The sequence below is a fragment of the Bradyrhizobium sp. MI1.11 genome, from assembly GCF_055811255.1.
Window position 1 is genome coordinate 162,763 of the sequence record NZ_JBVVPM010000003.1, and the last position, 25,433, is coordinate 188,195.

The following is a 25,433-nucleotide window of genomic DNA, read 5'->3' on the forward strand; positions in this document are numbered from 1 at the left end:
GGGATATCCATGGCTGCCGTCTATTCCGACCTCGCCGGCAAGGTCGTTCTCGTCACCGGTGGCGCATCTGGCATTGGCGCTGCAATCGTGCGGCGCTTCGCACAGCAGAAATCCAATGTCGTGTTCTTCGACATCAAAGCTGACGAGGGCCAATCCTTGGCACGCGAGCTATCGGGCCAAGGTCTTAGCGCGCATTTCATGCGTATCGACTTGACCGATATCGCCGCGTTACGTGCCGGTGTCGCGGAGGCGCGCAACGTGCACGGCGCGATCAGCATCCTCGTCAACAACGCCGCGCATGACGAGCGGCACAGCACCGAGGAAATGACACCGGAGTATTGGGACAACCGCATCGCGGTCAACTTGAAGCACCAGTTCTTTGCTGCGCAGGCCGTGTTGCCGGACATGAAGACGGCGAACTCTGGCGCCATCATCAATTTCGGCTCGGTGTCGTGGATCGCCGGACAAGGCGGCATGGCCGCCTACACCGCCAGCAAATCAGGCGTGATCGGTCTCACACGCTCTCTGGCGCGCGATTACGGCGCCTACAACATCCGCGTGAACGCGATAGCGCCGGGATGGATCATGACCGAGCGCCAGCTCGACAAATGGATGACGCCCGAGGGCGAGGTCGAGCTGATGCAACGACAATGCCTGAAGCGCAAGCTCATGCCGGACGAGATCGCGAAGTTCACCATCTTCCTCGCTTCCGACGAGGCTTCCGCCTGTACAGCCCAGCACTACATCGTCGATGGAGGCTGGGTCTGAGGCGGAGCAGGCGAGATCGTGCATTGGCGCGCCGCTACTTTGCCAGGCGGAACTTCCCGCCTTCGACCTTGATCAGGAAGGCCGAGCGCTCATCATAGCCGTTGTGATCGGCCTTGCTCATGTTCGACAGCCCATTGTTGAGATAGATGTTCTGCCCTCGCTCGAGTGCGTCCCGCAGGGCCGCGCGAAATTCGATTGTGCCAGGCTTTGCCATCTTCAGCGCATCCGGCGAAGCTTTTCCGATCAGCGCGACGACATCCCAGAGGTGAGCAGCGAACATGTTGGGCTTTTGCCCGTTTGCCGCTTCATACGCGGTCACGAACTCCTCCGTCGAGCGACGAAACGGATCTCCCGTGGGGAGGTCGGCGGCAATGGTAAAGGCCTCGCCCGCGAATACGGCACCTTCGACGTTCGCGCCACCAAGCTTGATGAATTCCTCACTGGCCACGCCGTGAGTCTGAAATATCTTCCCGGCGTATCCGCGCTCGCGGAGCGCCTGCTGCGGCAAGACCGCCGGAGTTCCCGCGGACGCGATGAAGACGGCATCCGGATTGGTCGACATCACCTTCAGCGCCTGACCGGTGACGCTGGTGTCGGCTCGCGCATAGACTTCGTGTGTGGTTACGGTCAGCCCCAGCGCGGGCGCGAGGCGGCTCACCTCCTTGTAGTAGCCCTCGCCGTAGCCATCCGAAACACCGATATAGCCGAGCGTCTTCACGCCTGAATTCGCGATATGCTTGAGGATGGCGGCCGCCATGAGGTCGTCATTGGGAACGACCTTGAAAGCCCAGGCGCGCTTCTCATCCATCGGTTGAACGATGGCGGTAGCGGCAGCGAGCGACAGCAGCGGCGTCTTCGATTCGAGCGCGACATCCAGCATCGGCATGGTCACCGGCGTCAGAGAGGAGCCGACCAGCACATCGACCTTGTCCTGGATCACCAGCCGGCGTGCGTTCTGGACCCCTTTTGTCGAATCCGACTCGTCGTCCAGGACGATATAGGTCACTTTCTCTCCACCGATCTCTTTCGGAAGAGCTGCAACCGTCTTGAGCTGCGGTTGTCCCAGTGCGGATCCCGGGCCACTTGCCGAAATCACAATTCCAATTTTGATGTCCGCGTGAGCCGCATTTCCATAAAGGACGCATGCCACAAGAAGCGAGGCTCGCGCGAAACCGATCTTCATGTCCTGTTCCTCCCTGTCCGCTTTGACGATTCCGCCGGCTGCGTCGGCGCCCCGGCTCGAGCTTGCAGTGCTCCCCACGACACCGTCGCCGCTCAAGAGGCATGTCGTCCGACATACGCGTTTCCTCCTGCGGTCCCGAGCAACCGGGCGGGCCATGCTAAGCGGATCGCAGCAACGTGTCTGTCCCTAGCGTTAGGGACAAGTCATCGGTGCCCGAACCGGAATATTGGGGTTGGCGGACGCACCGCCGCGTTCTCGCGGCGAAATTCGCCCGAGGTTTGCCTGGTCACTCCACCCTCAAATCCAAGAGGGCGCAGGGAAGGCCGGGTGCCGGCTGGCACCCGCGGTCCGCTGCGCGAAAAGCACACGCAGGAAAACCGCACAGCAGCATACAGGTGGTGCCAATCACTCGGCCTTCCCTGCGCGATGGTTGGACGGCTTATGCCGTGCTCTCCCGGGAGCCGAGTTCTCTTTGGCCTCCCTCGCCTTCGCGAAATTCACCGGCACCGCGCCGGTTGACGCAGATGCCGCATTCGCCAGGGCTTGACCGTAGCAACGACGGCCAGGACCACACGGTTTTGCCGTACGCACGGCCCGCCATTTCGCCGCAGCTTTTCCAGCCCTGTCGACAGAGCCGGAAACTTACAGACGAGACGAAGCCTAGCAGCGCCGCTCGTCGGAACGAAGCCTTGGGCTCACGGAGAGCAATCCGCCCTGCCCTTGGCCACTCGCACCCGAACGCTACTGCGTCCACCGCAAGCCCCGGCTCGCGAACATGACGACCACAAGATCGCCCCTCAAGGATGAGCCGGGATGGCCGATACATACGTCAAAACCGAATTTCGGTAAAGTGGAATATTTTTGCAAAGAGGGGTTGACGCGGTGGCGGGTGTTTTGCCCGACGGGTCAAGGCCCGACACTCCTTCCGTTACATGAGCGGGCTTGGGACCCGACTTCAACGCGTCGGCGGCATCAGCGCACGCAGAATACCTGGCTTCCAGGCCTGACGCACGCTGTCGAAGGCGGCAAAGTCGTGATCGAACTGCCAGTAGGCCCATGACCAGCCGAGCCTGTCGGCGCTTCTCGCCACGAATGACAAATATCGCTGCCGGCTGTCGGATGGCGCACGCTCGTACACTCCGAACTCGCCGACATAAACCGGGCGCTGTTCTTTCTCCGCCCAGAGGCTCATCTTCCTGAAGTCCGCGGCAGCCTTCGCTTCATCCTCCGGGCTGCCCCAGTCCAGGGGCCCGATCCGCGAAAAAGTCGGAGACCACGGCGCGCCCTGATGGGTGAACCGTATCGGCGCGTAATAATGAAACGTGACGATGAGATGCCTGTCCTCTGGCGGCAGAACCAGCGCGTCGACAGGGATCTCGTCGGTGTTGAGAACGGCGGCGATGACCAGCCGTTCGGGATTGGTGCGGCGGATAATGCCGAGACATTCATTGAGGAGCGAATTCCAGCCGGCGGACGTCATTTCCCCACCAGGCTCGTTCAACACCTCGAAGACGAGTGCCGGATATTTTCCGGCATAGCGCTCGGCGATCTGCCGCCAGAACGCCTTGAGCTTCTCGGCGCATTCGGAAACGTCGCGCTGGCAAAGATGAGTATCGTGCTCGTCGACGATGGGAACGAGCTTCCTCGCGAGAACCTCCTCGATGACGGCGTCGAGCCGCCTCAGGACGATTTCGTCCATGACATTCCCCGGCCCCATGAACTTGAAGCCGAAGAAATTGATCCTGACATGCGCGAACCCGGCTTTCTTGATGGCGGTCAGATTGTCCAGGCGAAATGGCGCGTTTTGGCCGCCTTCCCAGATACCGTCGTAGCCGAGAATGTTGATACCGCGACCCAGTTTTGGCATGTCACGGGCGGCGGTCTGCTCGGCCCCGTGGGCGTGGGAGAACAGCGATGCAAGGAAGAACGCCGCTACCGCGAGATTGAAGCTTCTCGACCAGCGAGCGCGCGTGGCGGTCATACCGCTTCCATTCCTAGAGCCTGGAATTCCGTCGGTCGCACCGGCCTGCACGTCGCGAAGAAAAATCCCACCAGGAGCACCGATGTGAACATCGTCGAGCGAAGGAACGTCGTCTCCGTAAAATTGGTCTGAAAGCTGAGGACGACAAATCCGATGATGAGGGCACAATGCGATCGGTCGATCGTGCGAGCGGAAATCAGATGAAGGATCTTGTGCGAAAACAGGAGGACGCTCGCAGCAAAGAGCATGTACCCCAGGAAGCCGGTTTCCATCAGGATCGCGATGTAGCCGCTGTGATAATTGTCGAGCACCCAGCCGTGATTCTGTTCGAAATAATCGTAGATCGACGGGATGGTCCAGAAGCCGTTGATGCCGAAGCCGAGCAGCGGCGCATCGTTGAAATGGCTTATCGCGTAATGCCAGATGAAGGTTCGTTCGGTGAAATCGATACTGGTATCGCCGATATGGATCGCGTCGTATCCCGTCACGTAGAAATACAGGATCAGAAGTCCGGCCAGAACGCACATGACCGACGGCAGGAGCGCATAGAGCCTCATGCAGCCGACCGACCACATCGAGGTCACGAGCATGGCGCAGGCGGCCAGGGCGACAGCGCCGGCGCCGCGCGATTCCGACGCGAGCACACATGTCGACGCCAACAGGAACACGGCGAGGAAGGCCAGCCACCCCTGCCCCGTCATCTTTTGATAGCAGGCCAAGAACATCAGATACGCGCCGACGAAGCCGAGCGTCTGCTTGGATTCGTAGACGCCCTGCCATTGACCGTTGTGCATCCAGCTGTGGTCGATCCCGATGTCGGGCACGGCCAACGCACAGACAGCCGACGCGGCGACCAATATGAAGAGCCCAAGGGCCGTGGCTCTCACGATGTCGTCCACGTCGACGCGCGTGACGAGGCAAAATGCGCCGAACGTCGTCATCGCAAGCGCCGCGCTCTTCATGATCGCCGCGACGCTCAGGCTGGACCAGAACACCGAGAGAATAGCGAAGGCATAGAATGCGACCAGCGCCACCAGATCGGGATTGACCTGCAACCGCAGGCGCGGCTGCACGAATGCACTTGCGTAGATCAGGATAGCCCACATCAGAAGGGCTATGGCCTGTTGCAGAAAGCTCAGCTCCGCCGGCACTAGCGCAGCGTTGAAGATGCCCATCGATGCGACCACGTTGATGGTGATCGAACAGCTGATCGCGATCCTGGCTATCCTCTCGACGCCAACGCTGCGCGTCGTCCAGATCGCGCGCCCGGGTGCCCCGGAATCCACCTCGGTCTGCAGGCTGGCCATGAGACGACCTTCGTTAAGCGCGGTTAATAATTCGCTAGCGCAGGTCGATCTTCACCCCGCGAGGCGGCGCCGTTGCGAGAAATTAACGGTTTGGTAACGATACGAGCCCTGCTTGAAGCATTAGCGCAAATCACACGCCGCCGGTGTCTCGCCTGTAATGACCCTGCTATAAAGCGCAGATCCGGTTCGATCGACGGTCCCGAGCTATCCGGCTTCCCTGGTTATCATGAACAGACCTAGCAACACATTCGACATCGCCATCGAGCAGGGATTCGACTTCCTGTCGCCTGATTACGCGGAGCTGTTCGACAACTCGGCCGCCACCGCGTTCCAGCATCCGCTCTGGCTCGACACCCTCTATACCAGGCTCGCGTCTCATGCAGGCGCAACGCCTCTGGTTGTCGTGGTCCGCCACCGCGCGACGGGCGCCCTTGCGATGGTGCTGCCCTTGCTGCGGATCCGGCGCGGCCCGATACGGACCGTCGAATTCGCCGACCTTCGCGTCTCCGACTATCTGGCTCCGGTGTGCAGTCCGCAGGTCTTTTCCGAGCTGCTCAAGGACGAGAGCGCGTGCGCAGAAATCAGGTACCTGGTCCGCCCGTTCGATCTGCTCCGAATGACCAAGCTCCCGGATGGACGGCTTCCGATCGAGAACCTCCTGGCTACGCCCCGCCGCGCCGCGATGGACTCCAACGCCTACGCGACCGTTCTCGTCGCGCCGTTCGAGCAATGGCGCGCCAGCGCGATGGATCGTTCCTACCAGAAGGAGCTCGCAAAAAAATCCCGGCAGCTCCAGAAGAAGGGCGATCTGAGTTTTTCATGCTGCGGCGACAGCGCCTCCGTGATCGAGGCGCTGGACGTGATGCGAAAATTCCGCGGTCCGCGCTTTCAGGCGCAAGGCGACGGAGATCTGCTCCAGCGCTCCGAATATTACGGCTTCTATTCCGAGATGGCGCAGCGCGGCCTCGGCTCCTTTGTCCGGCTCTATGCCATGAAGATGGATGGCGAGGTGATTGCCGCCGTGCTCGGGCTCTGCCATCGAGGCAGCTTCCTTGTTATCATGAGCGCCTTCGACATTGCCGGATACAAGAGCCAGTCCCTGGGCGCGCTGATGTTCGAGCAAGTCGCGAAGGACTGCATTGAGCGCGGGGATCAGATGCTCGATTTCACCATCGGTGACGAGCCCTACAAGAAGCAGTTCGGCGCACAGCCCGCGCCGATGTGGGTGGTCACGCAGGCCGGCAGCACCGTGGGCGCCATTTCCTTGTTCGCACTGAAGCAGGCGCCATGGCTCAAACTGGCCGCCAAGCGAATGTCGGAGTTCCGGCTCCTGCCGACCCGGACCTCAACGCCCACGCGCTGACCGGCGCGAGGCCCCGATGAGTGCGGCTCTCAGGCGCGTAGCGCGCCTCGAACATGCGCGAGCCAGCCCGGCCGCATTTGATCGACCCGGTGGGTGATCCTGCGTCGCAGGAAGTGCAGGCGCCGTCGCACGTCCCAGCCGATATCGTTGCGGGACGTCAGCGCCTGCCGGAAGTGCGCCATCTTCAGCGACTGCTGGTCCGCCGCGACCTTGTCGACATCGGAATAGAATTCCGAAATCTTGTCCTGGCTCATGCCTTCGGTCACGAGCCAACGCGGCGCATATTCGGTGCAGAGGCGGTCGACATCGACCAGCAGGCGGGCAACGCCGGTGCCGGCGGCAGGGCAATTGGTCTGGAACGCATCGCCGATGAGCACGACGCCGGGCTGGAGATGTCCTTCCACGACGGACAGGTCCATCACCCAATTCTGCACCCGGTCGATCACGTGGAAATCGCCGAGGTAAGGCCGCAAACCCGGCAGCAGGCGCAACACCGTCGCTTCCGGTTCGCGGCGCAGCTCGCGCATGATCGGATCGGCCGCGTCGCGGAACATGAAGAGATTTGCCCGCATGCCGGCACGCACGGGAAACAGGCTGAGATAATCGATGCCGTCCGCCGTGCGCTCGCCGTAACAGGTCAGCGCCTCGAAATCGAACGGCGCATCGTCTCGGCGCGCGATCGTGAATCCGAACGTGACCGAATGACGCTCGGCCAGCACCCGCCGCTTGATACCGAGCTTGTAACCGAGAACGCCCGCCATGCCCGTGGCCAACACGACGAGGCGCGCTGTCATGCGTCTCCCGGACGCGAGCTCGATATGCTGGATATCGTCGCTACAGTTGACGGCAGTGACCTCGTCGACGATCAGGCTGGACGGATCAGGCAGTTGACTGCGCGCCATGGCGACGAGATCGGCATACGGAAGTCCGTAAGCCCGGCCGACGCTGATATCGACCACCTTGCCTTCCCTGATATTGAGCACCTGATCATATCGGCAGGCGACGCTGTCGAGCGCGTCGAGGAAGCCCAGCTTGCGCAACATCTCCAGCTGATGGCCGCCAATTTTCTCGACCCGGAACTCGTCCGGATAGACCGCGCGCTTGTCGACGAGCGCGACACGATGCCCTGACCGCGCGAGCACGGCCGCCGCGAGCGAGCCCGCGAGGCCGCCGCCAACGATCACAATGTCGGCGACGATCGTCGAAGGGCCGGCTGCGGCAATCGGCTCGGGCGCGTTGCTATCCGCCGTCATGGTCCAGGCTCCCACGGTCAACGATGATTGCCCGTGCAATTCTCTCGCCTGATGTCGCATCGCAGGACCAAACGCGATCATTTCTCGATATCTCGGTTAATGCAGCGGAGACCGGCCCGGCCCGACGAGATCCGGCATGCGCCTTGCTCGGGGTAGGCATTCCCGGCGAGCCGGTCCGCATTCCAGCGGCTCATCTCGCCTCATTGGCCGTCGATGCGGCGCTATGCCGCCACGCGATCAGGCCGCACTTTGCTCTATCTGGGACAATGGGGTCAGCGATGTTCCATAGTGAAGCAACAGGCATGCCGCGACATCGCCGCGGTCGGCAGGATCATGGAGGCCGTCCATTAACACTCGCGGTTTTTCGGCATGCTAGGCTTTTGCAGGTAATCTGAAATGTCTCTTCAGGGGAAGTTGCCCCTTAAATCTCCATGATCGAATCCATCGTCCAATTCATGCGGCGCGACGTGACGCGCGGTGTTGCCGGAACCATCCTTCTCAAGGTTGGTAGCGGCGCGCTTGCGTTCGCGTTGTTCTCGCTTGCGGCACGAACGATGTCGCCCGATGGGTTTGGTATCTTTGCGACCTGGCTTTCGGTCGCCCAGATGGCAGCGGTCGTCGGACTGGTGGGCCAGGAATCGCTGCTGGTGCGATTTCTGAACGAGTATCGGGTGGGAAATCAGCCCGATCTCACCAAAGGCGTGCTGCTATCGAGCCTCAAAATTTCCTCCGTCGCGATGCTGATCGCGATCGGCACAATGGCGATCGGCGCGAACATCAAAGGCGCCTCTTGGCTGCTGGTTCTCGCGGTGTCGGCCTACACGGCCGTGAATGCGGGACTGATGCTTGGCAGCCAGATCGCACGCTCCCTGGTCAGCATTCTCATGGGAGAAGGAAACAGGGAGTTCTTCTGGCGCGTCAGCGTCGTGCTGTTCCTGCTCGCAATCATGTTCGGCCATCGCCAGCTCGATCCCGCCGAATTGATCGCCGTGATGACGATTGCCATGTCGGTCGGACTGATTGCACAGATCATCGCGATTGCGCGAACCCTGCCGGATTTCCGCGGCACGGCGGTGGGGTCCGAGACGTCGCGCTGGAGATCGAGCGCGCTTCATTTCTGGGTCGCATCCATCCTCGAAGCCGCGAACCAGTATTTCGACGTCATCCTGGTCTACTGGATGCTGGACCCCACAACCGCCGGAATTTACTTTGCCGCTTCGCGGCTGGCCAACATCTTCGCCATGCTGTCGGCCGCACTGTACAGTTTTGGCGCACGTCGGCTTCCCTCACTGTACTTCAGCAAGAACCATCAGGAATTCGAGCGAACGTTGCGGCTCATGGCGGAAGTAACCGCGGTGTGCGTGGTTAGCGGACTTCTCCTGATCTGGGTTGGAGGTCCCCATCTGCTCAACCTGTTCGGGCCGCATTTTGCTGCGCAGCACTGGGTCCTGATCGTGCTCGCGATCGGAACAGCGTTCCAGGCGGCGGGCGGTCCTTCTGCGGCAATCTTGCAGCTGACCGGCTATGAGCGCGAGTATGTCCCCGTGATCGCCGGGAACGTAGCGCTGCGGCTGGTCGGATTTCTCGTCCTCATTCCCTGGCTCGGCGTTCTTGGCGCAGCGATCTCGGCCACTGTGTCGCTGGCGCTGGCGACCATCGCTCTCAACATGCTCTGTCGCCGGCGAACCGGGGTCGATCCTTCGATTTTGGGGCTTTTGCGCTTCTCGGCATCGAAGCCTAGCGCCTACGCGGTCCGTGGCGCGGACTCCGGCGAATAGGCGTCGGTTCAGCCGAGACAATTGCTCGGCTCGGCAATCCGTTGCCGGGTGGCGTCAACCAGCCAGGCCCAGCACTTCGCCGCGACGCGGCGCCGACGGGCCGGCCGGCACACGATTGACGACGATGCCCGTCGGCACGCCGGCAAACCGGGAGAGCGCAGCGATCGCCCGGCGCATTGCGGCCGAGTCGACTGCGTCTTCGCGCGCGACCAGCATGACAAGATCGGCGTGAGCAGCCAGCGCCGCCGCCTCCGGCTGCAAGGCCAGGGAGGTGGCGTGGACGACAATCAGATCGAACTCCGAACGAATATCGTCCGCGGGCTGTGGCTGGGGCTTCTTGCTGGCGTTCAGGAGCTCATCGACGCTGCGGAAATCTGCGGTGGTCATGCCGTCGGCCTGGCCCTTGGCGAGGCCAGCTCCGGCACCGCCGAGGTCCGGCTCGACCCGGATCAACACGCTCAGCCTGCCCGTGTTCACGGCCCATCGATTCAGCGACCGCGCGACGGTGTTGCCGCCGGCGCGCTTCCCGACCGACATCACGAGGACGACCTTGCCACGAGGTCCCGGCACTTTCTCCAGCCGCTCCAGCAGCGGACGCAGGTGGAGACCGAGATCGAGTTCGGTCGTCGCGGACACCGGAGCTTGCCAGATGTTTCTGGGGGCTTCGCCTGGCGCCAAGTCGGGAATGCGGGCCCAAATGGGCGGACGCGACCACGTCGCGGGCTGGCGCGGAGCCGGTTCGGGGTCGCGGATATCGGGAGCGGATTTGTCCGATCCGCGTCCCGTGGCGGCAACGACCGCCGTCGATGTCAGCAGCGAACCGATCGCGAGAGCGGCGAGCAGCAAGGACAGCGGTGGAAGGGTCGAGCGCAGCGGCGGAATGGCGGACGACGCAATCTTGGTCTGGGAGCTCTGCAAGAGGCGCTGCTCGTTCGTCGTCTTGGAGCGCGAGAGGAACTGCTCGTAGATGTTTCTGTTGGCCTCGGCGTCGCGCTGCAGCTCCTGGAGCCGGACCAGTGCCTGACCATCGACCAGAAGCTGCGATTCCGCCGCCTTCATCTGGCCTTCCAGCGCCTTCTGCTGTTCGCGCTGGGCCTCGTATTCCGATTTTGCGGTGTCGATGCCCTTCGTCCGCTCAACCTCGATCTGCCTATTGAGATCGGTCAACTGGCTGTACGACATGACGAGGTCGGGATGGCGGTCGCCGAACACCGCCCGCTTCTGCGCAATCTGGTCATTGAGCGCCGACCGCTGCGCGCGCAGGGCGCTCAGCAGATCCTGCTTGACGGGACTGTCGACATTCGCCTTCACGTCGCGCTGTGCCTGCTCGTAGCGGGCCTTCGCCTCTTCGGTCCTGGCGCGCGCAGCGGCAACCTGCTGCGACAGTTCGGTGACCCGCAATTGCTGGGTGGTGGAATCCTTGCCCGCGTTGACGATCCTGTGCTCGAGCTTGAACGTGGCCACGGCGTCCTCTGACGCCTTCAACCGTTCGCTCAATGATTTGAGCCGGCCACTGAGCCAGTCGGCGGCCTCGTCGGTCGCATCGGTGCGGCTGCGGCCCTGGCTGGCGACGAACGCCTCGGCGATGGCATTGGCGTAGTAAGCGGCCCGCTCCGGCCGGTTCGACGTGAAGCGGATGGCGATGACATAGGTCAGCCCGCGCCGGGAAATGTCGAGGCGGTTGCGGAATCTCTCGAGCAGGCGCGCGGGGTCGGTATGTCCCCCGGAAATGTCCTCGTCGTCCCGAATCTTGAGCTGCTCGATCAGCGGCTTGAGAAAGCCGTCGGACTTCGCCACTTCGACCAGGCTTTGCAGCGCAGCGCTATCCTGCCCGATGCCCGGCAGAACGTCCTGCTCCGAGGTCACGCGTTGCTCGCGTGGATCGACCACCACCAGCGCGGTCGCCGCAAATCGCACCGGGATCACCAAGAGAACGATGACGCCAAGGGAAAAAATCGCCAGAGCAAGCGTCAGGATGCGGCGAGCGTTGTTCCGCATGAAAGAGAGCGCACCCGCGGCCGTGAGCGCACCGCCCAAGCGCGCGGCGGATTCGCGCGACTCGCCGTTTGACGCATGTCGCGTCTGCCACGACGCGGCGGCAGCGGTCGATCCGGAACTTGTCGGGTCTGCGCGGCGACCGAACGTCATGGATTTTACTCGGATTCAACTGGCGAACACTGTTCAGTGCCTGCTCCAACGTAAATATCTATGGTTAATCCGCGGTTACCCGCGCCTGGCGCGGCCGTGACCAATTGGTTAACGCGCGCGCTTCATTTCGTCGGGAACCAGCGGAATTCCCTCGCGAACGATGCCCTTGCGACAGGCCGCGCATTAACTCCGTTTATTGCTAGTCGGTGTCCGCGCGAGGCCTCCATGGTAAGCACGGGGTTAAGAATGTGAAAAATTCGTTTCTCTAGTGGGTCGGGATCCGTGCTCCATTACCAGCCAAACAAGGCGTTGGGCGAGACGACTGCGACAGCACTCCCGCCGCCCAACGGTGGCGGACGAAAGCCGCACGTGCTTCTCGTACAGACCCAGGCCGAGAACGCGGGCGCGCAGGAGATCTCGCGCCTGCTTGGCGCCAGGCTGACCGCCCGCGGCTATCGGGTCACCAATCTGTTCTTCTTCCGCAAGTCGGATTCGTTCGATGAGCCCCCCGACACGATCTATTGCGCGTCGAGCCGGCCGGGAAATCCGCTGGCGCTGCTGCAAATGCTGTGGACGCTCGGCGGCCATATCAGGGCCACCAGGCCCGACGCCGTTCTGACGTTTCAGCACTTCGGCAATGTCATCGGCGCCGGCGTGGCGCGCCTCATCTGCCGCGCGCCTGTCATCGCCAATCAGGTTTCATCCGCGCTGTCGATGAGCTGGCCGGTCCGTATGGCCGACATCGCCATGGGCAGCCTCGGCTTCTTCGACCGCATCACGCTCAACTCGCTGGACATGCAACGCGAGTATTCGCGCTACCCCAAGGCTTATCGCGCGCGCATGGTGCATGTCCCGCACGGCTTCGACGACAAGGCGCTCACCCTGACGAAGCAAGCTGCGCGACAGAAGTTCAATCTGCCGCCGGATCGCACCCTGCTCGGCTGCGCAGCAAGATTGCACCCGCACAAGCGGCTCGACGCGGCGATACGTCTGTTGCCGGATCAACCATCCTGGCACCTCGCGCTGGCCGGCCAGGGAGCCGACGAGGCCCGGCTGCGGCAGTTGGCGGATGAGCTGAGAGTATCGGACAGGCTGCATCTGCTCGGCGAAATCACCCCGCGCCAGATGGCGGAGTTTCTCGCCGCTCTCGACGTATTCGTATTTCCGACGCAGGCGGAGACCTTCGGCTTGGCCGCTGTGGAGGCCGCAAACGCCGGCGTTCCCTCGGTCGTCACCGATCTCCCGGTCTTGCGCGAGGTGTTGTCCGTCGAAGGAAAACCGACAGCGCTGTTCGTCGATGCCTCCGATCATACCAAGCTGTCGGCCGCCGTCTCCAGGCTCCTGACGGACCAAAAACTGAGCGACGAACTGCGACAAAACGCCAAAGGCCTGAAGCTGCGCTATTCAGTGGACGCCATGGTGGAGGAATACGTTCGAATTCTCGGCCAGGTCATTTGATCGGGGCGCATTTAAACGGATCGACTGGCAAACGGATCGGCTCGACATGATCATCGAGTTTCGCTGTGAAATTGAGCATGCGCGGCGGTGGATGGGCCGCGAGACGCTGTCGATCGACTGCCGGGATGTACCGGTCCAGATTGCATGGACGGCAACGGCGGAGCCGCGGCCGACGGGTCTCGACATGCTGTTCGAGCTCGAACGTCTGGTGTTGCACAAGGGCAAACACAGCGGCGCCGACAGGCTGAAGATCAGTCCCGAACGGATGCAGGCTCGCACCGGCACAGCGGACGTCATTGTCGATTTCACCGGTGCCGCGCGGGATCCGAACTGCTCCGCCCGGCAGTATCTCCGTCCGCTGTTCAATGGAGCCGCAGGCGAAAACGCAGCCCTTGCCGCCATTCTCGCCGGCGATCTGCCGGTGATCGAAATCGTTGACGAGGTCGACGGCGCCGTCCTCGATCGCGGCCACCCCTCCGCCGAAATCGCGGCCGGTCTGAGCGGCGGCCTAGAAACGGTCATCGCGCGAACCCTGACCATGGTGGCGGCCATCCTGTCGGGACGGCCGCGCATCGTGCCGCAGCTGGCACGCCCCGGCCTAATTGGTAACGGCCGCCTGCCGGCGGCGTACGTCGCGCGCGGCCTAGCGACATCGATCGCCAAGGAGATCTATCGCCTCTGCTGCTATGCCCCGCATTGGCATGTCGGGTGGCGCTTCAATGATGGTGCCGGCGTCTGGCAGACCGGAGATCTGTCAGGGCCCCGCTGGAATGTCCTTTCCGACCCCGGAAATCACTTCTACGCCGATCCTTTCCCCATCACATGGCAGGGAAGAACATTCGTCTTCTTTGAAGATCTCGATCACCGGGTTGGGAAAGGAATCATTTCCGCGATCGAGTTCGACGATACGGGCCCGGTCCGAGCGGTCGTGCCCGTACTGGACGAGCCCTGGCACCTCTCCTATCCCTTCCTGATCGAGGACGATGGCGCGTTGTGGATGATCCCGGAGAGCTCGACCAATGGGGACGTCGCCATTTACAAATGCGTTCGGTTTCCAGACAAATGGGAGCGGCACGAGACGCTGCTTTCGGGACTTGAACTCGCCGATGTGACGATCACGCGGCACAACGGCCTGAACTATCTGTTCGGAGCCTGGCGCGACGGCACCGGCGGATATTCGGATTCGCTGGCGATCTATTACGCCGAGCACCTCATGGGCCCGTGGTTGCCGCATGCCAGCAACCCCGTCCTCATCGACCGCGCGAGCACGCGGCCTGCGGGGAATTTCGTCACCATCAATGGCAAATTGTGGCGGCCGGTCCAGGATTGTGCCGGCGGATACGGCGCAGCGCTCGCCCTGGCGGAAATCGTCGAACTGTCGCCGACGACGTTCAAGCAGATTGTCCGCCACTCTCTGCGGCCCGGATCGGCATGGCCCGGCAGGAAGTTGCACACCTTGAACCGCTACGGCCGGCTCGAGGTGATCGACGGATCGCGTGTCCAACCCAAGACCCGCGCCTTCGGAGGCAAATTTCCATCGGCCGTTTTGTCGCCGCGAACCAGTCCCTCTACCGCCAGCTAGCGCGGGTGGCTGAACAAGTCCGTCGTGGCGTCGTCGACGGCGATATCGACCAGCGCGGGACCAATCGATGCCAACGCTTCGGTCAAGATGGGATTGACGTCACCGGCATCGGTCACGCGCCGCCCCGGACAACCCATTCCCCTTGCGAGCGCCACGAAGTCGAGCCCGGGCAGGTCGATCCCGGGCGGGCGATGCGCCTGCATCAGCTGGCTGAAGGCGCGCATCGCGCCATAGCCTGAATTGTTCATGATCACGAAGGTGATCGGCAAGCGGCGTTGCACCGCGGTCCAGATCGCCTGGATGCAATACATCGCCGATCCGTCACCGATCAGGGCGACGATGCGGCGACCGGGCCGCGCCAGCGCCACGCCGACGGAGGCCGGCAGGCTGTAACCAAGTCCGCCGCTCGCCATCGTATAGAAGCTGTCCGCACCCGGCCGCGGCAGGAATTGTTGAATGGCGGGACGATGCGACGGCGCTTCCTCGACCACGATCGCATCGCCCGGCATCAACGCCGAGAGCCGGGCGAGCGCATAGCCCGGCGGAATCGGATTTTGCGCGGCAGGAGCGGCAGGCCGCATCCGCGCGGCCGGCACTTCGCGCTCCGCGATGTCAGGCATCGCCGACAGCAGCCCAGCCAGCGCCTTCGGGAGCGTGCTGATGATGGTGTCGCCGACAGAAGCGGTTGCGGCTTCCGTCGGATCATCCGTGATCTGCCAGACCAGCGTTCCGTCGTCGAGCAATTCGCATTGTCCTTCGACATGGAAAGTAAACACCGGCGCGCCGACCACGACGATCAAATCGGCGCCGCGCAGGGCGCGGGCGAGCCCTCCTGGTGCTGCCGGAAGGAAGCCGGCAAACAGCCGATGCAATTCCGGAAAGCTCGAACGGCTCGACATCGGGCTTGCCCAAACGGCCGCGCTCGCCTGCTCGGCCACAGCGACCATCGCGTCGACGCAGCCGCTGCGATCGATCTCGGGTCCGACAACGAAGATAGGTTTTTTGGCGGCCCGGATCGCCGCGCCGAGCCGAACGATCGCCGCCGGATCGGGCGCAAACTCCGTCGCGATGTGGCGGACCGGCGGTGCGATTGCGGGCCGCGCCCAATCATCCGACGGGACCGACACGAATGTCGGACCGCGCGGATGCTGCATGGCGGTGAGGAAGGCCTGCGCGATCGCCGCTGGAACATCTTCGGCCCGCGCCGGTTCGGCGCTCCATTTCACATAGGGCTTTGGAAACTGTGCGGCGTCCTCGGCGAAGAGATAGGGTCGCATCCGCAACAGGCTGCGCGCCTGCTGCCCGGCTGTCACGACCATCGGCGTCTTGTTGCGGAACGCGGTGAAGAGATTGCCGAGGGCATGACCGAGTCCGGCCGCCGAGTGCAAATTGACGAAAGCCGGACGTCCGGTCGCCTGCGCATAGCCATCCGCCATGCCGACGACGCAGGCTTCCTGCAGACCGAGCACGTAGTCGATGTCGTCGGGCCAGTCGCCGAGGAACGCAAGCTCGGTCGAGCCCGGATTGCCGAAAACGCGATCGACGCCAAAGGAGCGAAGCACACCGAGGGTCGCTTCCCGAACCGTGAGAATTTTCGAATTCATGAATGGACGTCCGGGTGGCTTCGCTTGCTGCGCGATCAGAAAGGATAGTGCTGCGGCTGGGTCTCGATGGTGATCCAGCGCAGATCGGTGAACTCGGCGATCCCGGCCTGGCCGCCGAAGCGGCCGTAGCCCGATCCCTTGACGCCGCCGAACGGCATCTGCGCCTCGTCATGCACGGTCGGGCCGTTGACGTGGCAGATACCGCTTTCGATCCGCTGCGCCACCGTCAACGCACGCGCGACGTCGCGGCCGAACACGGCGGCCGAGAGGCCGTACTCGGTATCGTTGGCGAGCCGAACGGCATCGTCCACGCCACGCGCGCGTACCACCGAGACGACGGGACCAAAGCTCTCCTCGGTGTAGATGCGCATGCCCGGCACCACGCGGTCGAGCACGGTGGCTGGGACGACCGTGCCAACCCGGTCGCCCCCCGCGAGCTTGACGGCGCCTTTCGCGATCGCGTCGTCGATCAGGGCAACGACATCCTTGGCCGGCGCCTCGTCGATCATCGAGCCGACCACCACCGGACCGCGGCGCGGGTCGCCGGCCGGAAGCGCGCCTGTCTTCTTGGCAAGCTTCGCGACGAACTGATCGGCGACGGCCTCGTCCACGATTACGCGCTCAGTAGACATGCAGACCTGGCCCTGGTTGATGAAGGCGCCGAAGGCCACGGCGGCGACGGCGGCATCGAGGTCGGCATCGTCGAGCACGACCAGAGGCGCCTTGCCGCCAAGCTCGAGCAGCACCGGCTTGAGGTGCCGCCCGGCGAGTTCGGCGATGACGCGGCCGACCCGGGTTGAGCCGGTGAAGTTGATCCGCCGCACGGCCGGATTGGCGATCAGGCGCTCGACCAGAGCAGGCGCATCGGCCGGTGCGTTGGTCAGAACATTTACGACACCGGGCGGAAAGCCTGCATCCTTGAAGACCTCGCCGATCAGCCGGTGCGTTCCCGGGCAAATCTCGGACGCCTTGAGCACGACCGTATTGCCGCAGGCAAGCGCCGTCGCCACGGCGCGAACGCCGAGAATGATCGGCGCATTCCACGGCGCGATACCGAGGCACACGCCGGCCGGCTGGCGAACGGACATCGCGAGACATCCCGGCTTGTCCGACGGGATCACCTCGCCGGCGATCTGCGTGGTGAGCGACGCCGCTTCGCGCAGCATGCCGGTCGCGAGCTTCACGTTGAAAGCGGACCAGATCTCCGTCGTGCCGATCTCGGCCATCATGATCCGGATGAAGGCATCGCGCTTCGCCTCAAGCGCATCTGCGGCCTTCAGCAACAGAGCGCGCCTCGCATTCGGGCCAAGTGCCGACCATCCTGGCAATGCGGCGGAAGCTGCCGCCACCGCGGCGTCGGCATCGAACGCCGTCGCGGCGGCCGCGCGGCTTGCCACCTCCTGCGACAGCGGATTGCGGCGCTCGATCACCTTGCCGCCGGAAGCGGCCTGATCCTGCCCGTTGATGAGAAGACTGACGTCCATGGAAACCTCCCTGATGTTGGTGATGGCGCTTGCCCTAGCCGAGCAGCCGCGACTTGCCGGTTTCACGCGCGAAGCCGAGCGCGATCATCGCTGCGAGCGCGAGCGCGACGTAGTATCCCGTGATCGCGTAGGTGGAGCCCGTCTGCGCAAACAGGCTGGTGGCGACCAGCGGCGCGATGCCGCCGCCCAGCACCGTCCCGAGCTGCTTTCCGATCGACACGCCCGTGAAGCGAATGCGGGTCGGAAACAGTTCCGGGAAATAGCTCCCTTCGCTGCCGAACATCAGCGGATGGATCACCCCCGCGGCGAGGATCACCGCGCCCGTCACCAACATCGTGTCACGGCTCGCGACTACACCGTAGAATGCAAACATCGAGATGGCTGCGAGCACGATTCCGGTCAGGAACAGACGCTTCCGTCCGATACGGTCGGACCATGCGCCAATGAGCGGCATCGCAACAAGCCCGACGAGATTGGCGAACAGCACGGCCTGCGTGATGACGTCCTTCTGGACGCCGAGCTGACGGGTCGCGAAGGAGATGGTGAAGATGGCCGTCAAATAGAAATAGGATGTCTGCGCCATTTCGGCGAAGAACACGATAAGGATCGGCCGCCAATGCTCCCGCAGTGCCTCGACCACAGGCGCCGCCTCGGTCACCTTCGCCTTTCGGAACGTCGCGCTCTCCTCGATGCGCAGGCGCATGTAGACGCCGAGCGCGACCAGCACCGCGCTGATCAGGAACGGGACGCGCCAGCCCCACGACAGCAGATCCGCTTCCGGCAGCCGCGAGATCGTGAGCGCCGCGAACGAGGCGAGCACGACGCCGACGGGTCCTGCGGCCTGGATCACCGCAGCCGAGAAGCCGCGCCGGTGCCCGGGCGCCGTCTCGATCGCCATAAGGATCGCCGCGGTCGACTCGCCGCCGAGTGCAAACCCCTGGACGAAGCGCAACGCCACAAGCGCGACGGTCGCGGCCACGCCTGCACTGGCGTAGGTCGGCAACAATCCGATCGACATGGTCGCAAGTCCCATCATGAGCAGCGTACACAGCAAGACGGACTTTCGGCCGAGGCGGTCGCCGAAATGACCGAACACCAGTCCGCCGAGCGGACGCGCCAAAAATCCGACAGCAAACGTCGCGAACACCGCAATGGTCGCCGTGAGCTGGTCGAACTTCGGAAAGAACAGCTGATCGAATACCAGCGGCGCGATCAGGCCGTAGATGAAGAAGTCGTACCATTCGATCGCGGTGCCGATGGTGCCGGCGATCAGGATACGCCGGCGGCTGCTCGCCGTCTGCTCGGCAGTGGCGACGGTCGCAACGTCGTAGTCCTCCAATGCTCTTATCGTCACGGCTTCCTCCTCCGATGTCATTTGTCGTTTTGTTGTCTTGTTGTTATTGGCCGCGCCGCCGCTGATCGGATGCGACGGCGAGAGTCGATCAGCTTGCCAGCCGTGCGCTGTCGCTCGCATTGTGTCCGAGTGCGCGGGCAAGGACGCGCCCCATCGGGCCAGCCTGTGACGCGCTGCCGCGCCAGGCCACGATCTGGTCGGGGCGTATCAAGGCGAGATCGGCGGCGTAGAGATCGCGCAGCGATTTCGGCAGCGTGACGAGTTTCACATCAACCCCGATCGCGCGGATGGTCTCGGCGAATGACGCATGCGCGGACACGACCTCGCCGAACTGGAGCAGCGTCCACTCGAACCCGAACAGATCGTACAAGGAGACGCCGTCGTCCAACCACGCATGCGGGGCGCGCCCGCCGGGACAGGCGCTCGGAACGTAGACGTTCGCGGCGTCCGGCGGCGGCTGGCTACCATCGGAGACGATGATCGGCGAGCCGTCGTAACGCCCGCCGAAGGTTATGCCGGGGATGTTGAATTCGGCGCGGGCGTGCTGTTCGAGATAGACGCCAGCGATCCGCCGCGCCTCGTCGCCGGCCTCGGTGGGGTCCTCGATCTCAGGCGCGGGAGCGAACAGACCGAGCGAGTCGGCAAAGCGACGCGCATAATCGGTGTTGCGCAGCGCCACCGGACGCCGCTCGACCTCATAGCTGTCGAGCAGCCCCGCCGGGCTCACACCCCTGACGACGCTTGCGAGCTTCCAGCCGAGATTGACCGCATCCTCGATCGCGGTGTTGTAGCCGAGGCCTCCGGTCGGCGTGAACAGATGCGCCGCGTCGCCGCCCAGGAACACCCTGCCCCGCTGCATGGCATTCGCAACCAGCGCGTGGCCGGCGGTCCAGGTCAGGAACGACAACACTTCGCAGTCAATCGGCGCGCCGCAGGCGCGCTGGAACGCCGCTTTGGCTTCGTCGATCGTGATCGCATTTTCGTTCTCATCGGGCCGAAGCTGCGTGTGAAACGCGAATTCGTCGCGACCGTTCACCGATGCCATGAAGGCGCGGCGGTCGCCGTTGAAGCAATTGTACATCCACGCCTTGGCGTGCGGGATGCTCGCGTAGAAGCCGGGCGAACGGAGATAGACCGCCAGCATGCGGCCGCCCATGAAATCGCGCTGCGTTCCGGTTTCGCCGCCGTAGACAATGCCGAGCGACTGCCGGACCATGGAGCGCGGCCCGTCGGCCCCGACCAGGAAGTCGGCCCGGACCTCAAAGCGGCTGTTGTCATCGAGACGTTCGATCTGGGCGACGACGCCGTCATCGCTCTCGACGTAGCTGATCAGACGATGACCGTAGCTGAGCCGTATTCCGGGAAGCCGTTCGGCATGGCGGCGCAGCACCGCCTCGACATATTTTTGCGAGACCCGATGCGGCAGCTCGGCCGCGCTCCAGGAGCCCGACATGCCCTTGACGAGCTCGCCCGCGCGTGACGATGACGGCAATTGAAATCGGGCCAGCTCGTATCCGGTGTAGCGCGTGAAATATGCAACGTCGGTCGGATAATCCGCAGGCAGTCCTTCGCGTCGGATCTCGTCGGCAAAACCCAGCCGCCGATAGTGCTCCATCGAGCGGGCCTGCGTCGCATTGGCTTGCGGGTTGAAGGCGGTGCCCGGCTTTTCATCGACCAGGATCGCGGACACGCCGCGGCGGCCGAGCTCGTTGGCGAGCATCAGGCCGCAGGGCCCCCCGCCCACGATGAGCACCGAGGCCTTCAGACATGTTTCCAAGACGCTTCTCCCTACCAGCATTATTCTGCATGGTAAGGTCGCCTGACGATATCGTCAAGTAGCCTGACTACTCGGGTTCGTGGAGCGTGTCGAATTGCGCGCCATAGACCTCCAGCCCCTTCACGATCGCATCCATCGTGGCCTTGCCGAGCTCGGCGCGCATTTCCTGCTCGGCGACGTCGACCGCGTCGCGGAACGCATCGAGCCATTTGCGCCCGGCCGGCGTGAACATGACGATGCGCGCGCGCCGATCGGTGGGATCGGCGATGCGATCGACCAGGCCGAGATCGGCGCATTGATCGACCAGCTCGCCCATCGCCTGCTTGCTCATGGAGGCGCGGCGGGCGAGCTCCGTCAGTCTGGTCCCCTCCACGTCGAGATTGCGTGTGAGGCCGACATGCGCGATCCGCGTTTCGCCATGCCCCTTCTCGCTCATCAGTTCGAGCACACGACCTTCGAAGCGCCGCACTGCGTTGTTGAGCAGCCGACCGATGTTGGCATGCCGCCATGCGGTGCCGGATGTCCTGGCTTTCAATGGATGTGCCTCCTGCAAAGCCGCCTGAATTCGAAAATGTCGCTCACTTCGCCGCGTCGATCCAGATCCCCGGCTGCGAATGCTCGCGGATGTGGCTGACCAGGAAGTCGGAAAAGACCCTGATCTTGGCGGGCAGTCCGGCACGGTTCTGGTAGGCGATGTTCATCGTCAGCAGCGGCAGCTCCCAGTCCATCAGAACCTGGACGAGACGGCCCGCCGCGATATCGCTTTGCACGATATAGAGCGGCTGGATGAGGATGCCGAGCCCCGCCAGCGCGGCGCCGCGGATGACCTGGCCGTCATTGCTGTCGAGCGTCGGCGTGACGCGGACAGTCTGCGCGCCGTTGCCTCTGCGCAGGCGCAGCGAATAAGGATCGTTGGCGAGATTGTAGACCAGCATGTTATGGCGCGCGAGATCGACGGGCTGTTCCGGCTCGCCGCAGCTTGCGAGATATGAGGGCGCAGCCGCGAGCACACGCCGCATCTGGCCGATGCGGCGGACGATGATGTTCGAATCCGGCTCCTGCTCGCGCGTCCTGATCGCCACGTCGATGCCGGCCTCGATGAAATCGGAATACCGATTGGCGGTGGTGATCTGCATGTTGAGCTTCGGATAGCGCGCGCGGAAGGCCGGCAGCATCGGCGCCAGATAGATCACCGCAAAGGACAGCGAGCTCGTGACCCGCAGCGTGCCCTGCGGCGACAGCGCGCGATCGCTGACGATGTCCTCGGCCTCCGCCAGTTCGCTCAAAACCCGGCTCGAGCGCTCCAACAACTCCTGCCCCGCCTCCGTCAACCACAGCCGACGAGTGTTGCGCTCGATCAGCCGGACCGCAAGGCGCTCCTCGAGCGCGCTGAGATGGCGGCTCGCGGCCGCATTCGACATGCGCAGCGCTTCGGCAGCTTTGGACAGGCTGCCGAGCTCGGCCGTCTTGGCGAACACTTCCAACTGGAGCAGGCGGTCCATTTTTTCGCAAACAGGAAAAGAGACTTGCGATTATTGACCTTTATTTCCGTATCCCGCAAGGCAAAATGGGCCAAACACAAGCAAGATAGCAGGCGAGGAAACAGGGAAATGTCGGGCCCGATCAGGCACATCGTGATGTGGCGGCTGCGCGGGGAGACGCCAGCGGAGCGTTCCGCCGCCCGGGTCAAGGTCAAGACCCTGTTCGAGGGGCTGCGCGGCCGGATCGACGGCCTCACCCATATCGAAGTCGGTCTCGACGTGAGCGATGTCGACTACGCCTGCGACGTCGTGCTGTTCTCCGAATTCACCGACCACGCTGCGCTCGCGGCCTACGCCACCCACCCGGAACATTTGCGCGTGCGCGAGGCCTTGGGCGACTTGCGGATCGGACGCTTCCAGGTCGATTATCCCATCAAAGAGACCGGCACATGATCGGTTCGTTCACCTTTGAAAACCTGCCCTGCCGCGTCGTGTTCGGCAGCGGAACGTTGGCTAGCGCCAAGGCCGAGGTCGAGCGTCTCGGCGGCAAGCGCGCGCTGGTACTGACGACGCCGCAGCAGGAGGCGCAAGGCAAAAGCTTGGGCGCGGCGCTCGGTCCGCTCTACGCCGGCATTTTTCCGGGCGCGACCATGCACACGCCGGTCGAGGTCACGGAGCGGGCGCTCGCGGCGATGAAGGCGTGCGAGGCCGACTGCGTCGTCTCGCTCGGCGGCGGATCCACGACCGGGCTCGGCAAGGCGCTGGCCTTGCGCACCGGAATCAACCAGCTTTGCATTCCCACCACCTATGCCGGCTCGGAGATGACGCCGATCGTCGGCCAGACCGAGAACGGCCTGAAGACCACGGTACGCGACGCCGCCATCCTGCCGGAGACGGTGATCTACGATGTCGATCTCACTTTGACTCTGCCGGCGAGCCTGGCCGCGACATCAGGCATCAACGCGATTGCGCATGCGGTGGAGGCGCTCTATGCGCGCGATGCCAATCCGGTGACGTCGCTGATGGCGGAGGAAGGCATCCGCGCGCTCGCCCGAGCCCTGCCCGCGATTGCCACGAAAAGCGACGATCGCGATGCCCGCACGGAAGCGCTCTATGGCGCCTGGCTGTGCGGCGTCTGCCTCGGCACCGTCGGCATGGCGCTGCATCACAAGCTCTGCCACACGCTCGGCGGCACCTTCGACCTGCCGCACGCCGAGACCCACACCATCGTGCTGCCGCATGCGCTGGCCTACAACGCGCCGGCCGTGCCCGATGCGATGGCGCGGATCTCACGCGCAATCGGCGTCCCCGATGCATCGCAAGGACTCTTCGAGCTCGCGAAGCGGCTGGGTGCGAAGGTTGCATTGCGCGACATCGGCATGCCCGAAAGCGGCATCGACAAGGCCGCGGATCTCGCTGTCACCAACGCCTACTGGAACCCGCGCCCGCTCGAACGCAACGCCATCCGCGACCTGATCGCGCGCGCCTGGGCCGGCGAGCCGCCCGGCGCCATCAAAGCGGCAGTTTGATTCGATGCAGCGCACGCTGATCAAATCCGCGGTCATCATCAGCATGGATGACACGATCGGCGATTTACCTGGCGGCGATGTGCTGATCGAGGGGAACCGCATCGTTGATTTGCGTCCATCGATTGATCTCGGCAGCGGCGCGACTGAAGCCGAGATCATCGACGGCAAAGGCCGCATCGTCATCCCCGGTCTCATCAACGCGCATATGCACACCTGGCAGACGGGTCTACGCGGCTATGCCGCCAACTGGACGCTGCTGGAATATTTCCGCCGCATGCATGCCGGGCTCGCAACGGTGTTCGGGCCCGAGGACATCCATATCGCGACCTTGGTGGGCGCGCTGAACCAGATCAACCAAGGTACCACCACGCTGGTCGACTGGTGCCACAACAATCCGACGCCCGATCATACCGACGCCGCCGTGCGCGGCCTGATCGAGAGCGGTATCCGCGCGGCCTTCTTCCACGGCTCGCCCAAACCTGAACCGAAACCGGGCGAGCCGCATTTCTCGGAAATCCCGCATCCACGCCGTGAGGTCGAGCGACTGCTGGCGGGGCCCCTCGCCGACCGCGACGGCCTCGTCACACTTGGGCTCGCGATCCTCGGCCCGCATTATTCGACGCTCGACGTCGCCATGCACGATTTCCGCATGGCGCGCGAGTTCAAGCTGATCGCATCCATGCATCAGGGCGGTGGTCCCGCCAAGACGCCTGGTGGCTGGGAGAAGCTGATCGGGGCCGGCCTCGTCGGCGCCGGAATCAACATCGTCCATGGCAACGACCTGCCTGACGAGCTCCTGGACCGGATGGTCGACCTCGGCGTCTCCTTCTCGGTGACGCCGGAGAACGAGATGGTCCAGGGCCACGGCTTCCCGATCACCGGACGGCTGCTCAAGCGCGGCGTGCGGCCGACCATCGGCATCGATCTGGAATCCGTGCTGGCCGGCGACCTCTTCTCCGCCGCGCGCGTTGCGCTCTCGATGCAGCGGGCGCTCGACAACGCCGAGTCGCGCAAGGTCACCAGCACCATTCCAGCGACGACCACGATCCCCGTCCGCGAGGCGCTACGCTGGATTACGACGGAAGGCGCCCGCATGCTCGGTCGCGAGCACCAGATCGGCTCGCTGACACCGGGCAAGCTCGCCGACCTCGTCATCATCGATTGCTCCGATCTCAACCTCGTCCCAGTGCACGATCCCGTTGCCACCGTGGTGATGCAAACGAGCCTCGCCAATATCGAGGCCGTGATGATCGGCGGCGTGTGGAAGAAGCGGAATGGACGGTTGCTGGCCGACGGTCTGGAGGCGAAAAAGCAATTGCTCGCGCAATCCGGCCGGCGGCTGGTGCACGACATCGAACGACAGGGACACGCCGCCTGAGGGCG

Annotated in this window: 19 protein-coding genes; 8 read left to right on the plus strand and 11 right to left on the minus strand. The window is 63.7% G+C overall.

What is annotated here, in order from left to right; all coding sequences use genetic code 11:
• The first annotated feature begins 9 nt into the window (after positions 1-9).
• The gene (locus AC0L30_RS04330) at positions 10-768 is read left to right on the plus strand and encodes an SDR family NAD(P)-dependent oxidoreductase (RefSeq protein ID WP_473403844.1); all 759 of its coding nucleotides are present in this window, start codon (positions 10-12) and stop codon (positions 766-768) included.
• Between the two features lie 34 nt (positions 769-802).
• On the opposite strand, the gene AC0L30_RS04335 is transcribed toward AC0L30_RS04330, so the two are convergent.
• From AC0L30_RS04335 to AC0L30_RS04345, 3 genes are all read right to left on the minus strand, one after another.
• Positions 803-1,951, minus strand: coding sequence for an ABC transporter substrate-binding protein (locus AC0L30_RS04335; RefSeq protein ID WP_007593050.1), 1,149 nt, complete (start codon positions 1,949-1,951; stop codon positions 803-805).
• 955 nt (positions 1,952-2,906) lie between these two features.
• Positions 2,907-3,932, minus strand: a complete 1,026-nt coding sequence (locus tag AC0L30_RS04340) for a glycoside hydrolase family 5 protein (RefSeq protein WP_473403845.1) — start codon at positions 3,930-3,932, stop codon at positions 2,907-2,909.
• Positions 3,929-5,239, minus strand: coding sequence for an O-antigen ligase family protein (locus tag AC0L30_RS04345; RefSeq protein ID WP_473403846.1), 1,311 nt, complete (start codon positions 5,237-5,239; stop codon positions 3,929-3,931). Before AC0L30_RS04345 ends, AC0L30_RS04340 begins: the two co-directional genes overlap by 4 nt.
• A gap of 226 nt (positions 5,240-5,465) precedes the next feature.
• Here AC0L30_RS04345 and AC0L30_RS04350 point away from each other — a divergent pair, with 226 nt between their 5' ends.
• Positions 5,466-6,602, plus strand: coding sequence for a GNAT family N-acetyltransferase (locus AC0L30_RS04350; protein WP_007593053.1), 1,137 nt, complete (start codon positions 5,466-5,468; stop codon positions 6,600-6,602).
• A 29-nt stretch (positions 6,603-6,631) separates the two neighbouring features.
• Here AC0L30_RS04350 and AC0L30_RS04355 read toward each other — a convergent pair whose 3' ends face one another.
• The gene (locus tag AC0L30_RS04355; protein WP_473403847.1) at positions 6,632-7,855 is read right to left on the minus strand and encodes an FAD-dependent oxidoreductase; all 1,224 of its coding nucleotides are present in this window, start codon (positions 7,853-7,855) and stop codon (positions 6,632-6,634) included.
• Between the two features lie 431 nt (positions 7,856-8,286).
• On the opposite strand from AC0L30_RS04355, the gene AC0L30_RS04360 reads away from it, so the two are divergent.
• The gene (locus AC0L30_RS04360; protein WP_473403848.1) at positions 8,287-9,633 is read left to right on the plus strand and encodes a lipopolysaccharide biosynthesis protein; all 1,347 of its coding nucleotides are present in this window, start codon (positions 8,287-8,289) and stop codon (positions 9,631-9,633) included.
• Positions 9,634-9,687: 54 nt separating this feature from the next.
• Here AC0L30_RS04360 and AC0L30_RS04365 read toward each other — a convergent pair whose 3' ends face one another.
• A complete protein-coding gene (locus tag AC0L30_RS04365) occupies positions 9,688-11,781 on the minus strand; it encodes a GumC family protein (protein ID WP_473253349.1) in 2,094 nt (697 codons plus the stop codon).
• 282 nt (positions 11,782-12,063) lie between these two features.
• Between AC0L30_RS04365 and AC0L30_RS04370 the strand changes: the two genes are divergently transcribed.
• Together AC0L30_RS04370 and AC0L30_RS04375 are read left to right on the plus strand one after the other, a co-directional pair.
• On the plus strand, positions 12,064-13,239 hold the full coding sequence (locus AC0L30_RS04370) for a glycosyltransferase family 4 protein (protein ID WP_007593057.1): 1,176 nt from the start codon (positions 12,064-12,066) through the stop codon (positions 13,237-13,239).
• A 46-nt stretch (positions 13,240-13,285) separates the two neighbouring features.
• Positions 13,286-14,821: a glucosamine inositolphosphorylceramide transferase family protein gene (locus AC0L30_RS04375; protein WP_473403849.1), complete on the plus strand. Its 1,536-nt coding sequence runs from the start codon at positions 13,286-13,288 to the stop codon at positions 14,819-14,821.
• Here AC0L30_RS04375 and mdlC read toward each other — a convergent pair.
• The 6 genes from mdlC to AC0L30_RS04405 form a co-directional block, all read right to left on the minus strand.
• Positions 14,818-16,425, minus strand: coding sequence for a benzoylformate decarboxylase (gene mdlC / locus AC0L30_RS04380; protein ID WP_473403850.1), 1,608 nt, complete (start codon positions 16,423-16,425; stop codon positions 14,818-14,820). The genes AC0L30_RS04375 and mdlC overlap by 4 nt on opposite strands.
• Positions 16,426-16,460: 35 nt before the next feature.
• The gene (locus AC0L30_RS04385) at positions 16,461-17,909 is read right to left on the minus strand and encodes an aldehyde dehydrogenase (protein ID WP_473403851.1); all 1,449 of its coding nucleotides are present in this window, start codon (positions 17,907-17,909) and stop codon (positions 16,461-16,463) included.
• A gap of 34 nt (positions 17,910-17,943) precedes the next feature.
• A complete protein-coding gene (locus AC0L30_RS04390; protein ID WP_473403852.1) occupies positions 17,944-19,263 on the minus strand; it encodes an MFS transporter in 1,320 nt (439 codons plus the stop codon).
• 88 nt (positions 19,264-19,351) lie between these two features.
• A complete protein-coding gene (locus AC0L30_RS04395; RefSeq protein ID WP_473403853.1) occupies positions 19,352-21,061 on the minus strand; it encodes an FAD-dependent oxidoreductase in 1,710 nt (569 codons plus the stop codon).
• 46 nt (positions 21,062-21,107) lie between these two features.
• Positions 21,108-21,575 (minus strand): MarR family winged helix-turn-helix transcriptional regulator, encoded by a 468-nt coding sequence (locus tag AC0L30_RS04400; protein WP_007593065.1) that lies wholly within the window; start codon positions 21,573-21,575, stop codon positions 21,108-21,110.
• Between the two features lie 43 nt (positions 21,576-21,618).
• Positions 21,619-22,542 (minus strand): LysR family transcriptional regulator, encoded by a 924-nt coding sequence (locus tag AC0L30_RS04405; protein WP_007593066.1) that lies wholly within the window; start codon positions 22,540-22,542, stop codon positions 21,619-21,621.
• 108 nt (positions 22,543-22,650) lie between these two features.
• Between AC0L30_RS04405 and AC0L30_RS04410 the strand changes: the two genes are divergently transcribed.
• The 3 genes from AC0L30_RS04410 to AC0L30_RS04420 are packed head-to-tail and all read left to right on the plus strand — an operon-like array spanning position 22,651 to position 25,428.
• Positions 22,651-22,974, plus strand: a complete 324-nt coding sequence (locus AC0L30_RS04410; protein WP_007593067.1) for a Dabb family protein — start codon at positions 22,651-22,653, stop codon at positions 22,972-22,974.
• Entirely contained in the window at positions 22,971-24,050 is a 1,080-nt protein-coding gene (locus tag AC0L30_RS04415) for a maleylacetate reductase (protein WP_007593068.1), read from the plus strand. Before AC0L30_RS04410 ends, AC0L30_RS04415 begins: the two co-directional genes overlap by 4 nt.
• A 4-nt stretch (positions 24,051-24,054) precedes the next feature.
• A complete protein-coding gene (locus AC0L30_RS04420) occupies positions 24,055-25,428 on the plus strand; it encodes an amidohydrolase family protein (protein ID WP_473253356.1) in 1,374 nt (457 codons plus the stop codon).
• Positions 25,429-25,433 lie beyond the last annotated feature (5 nt).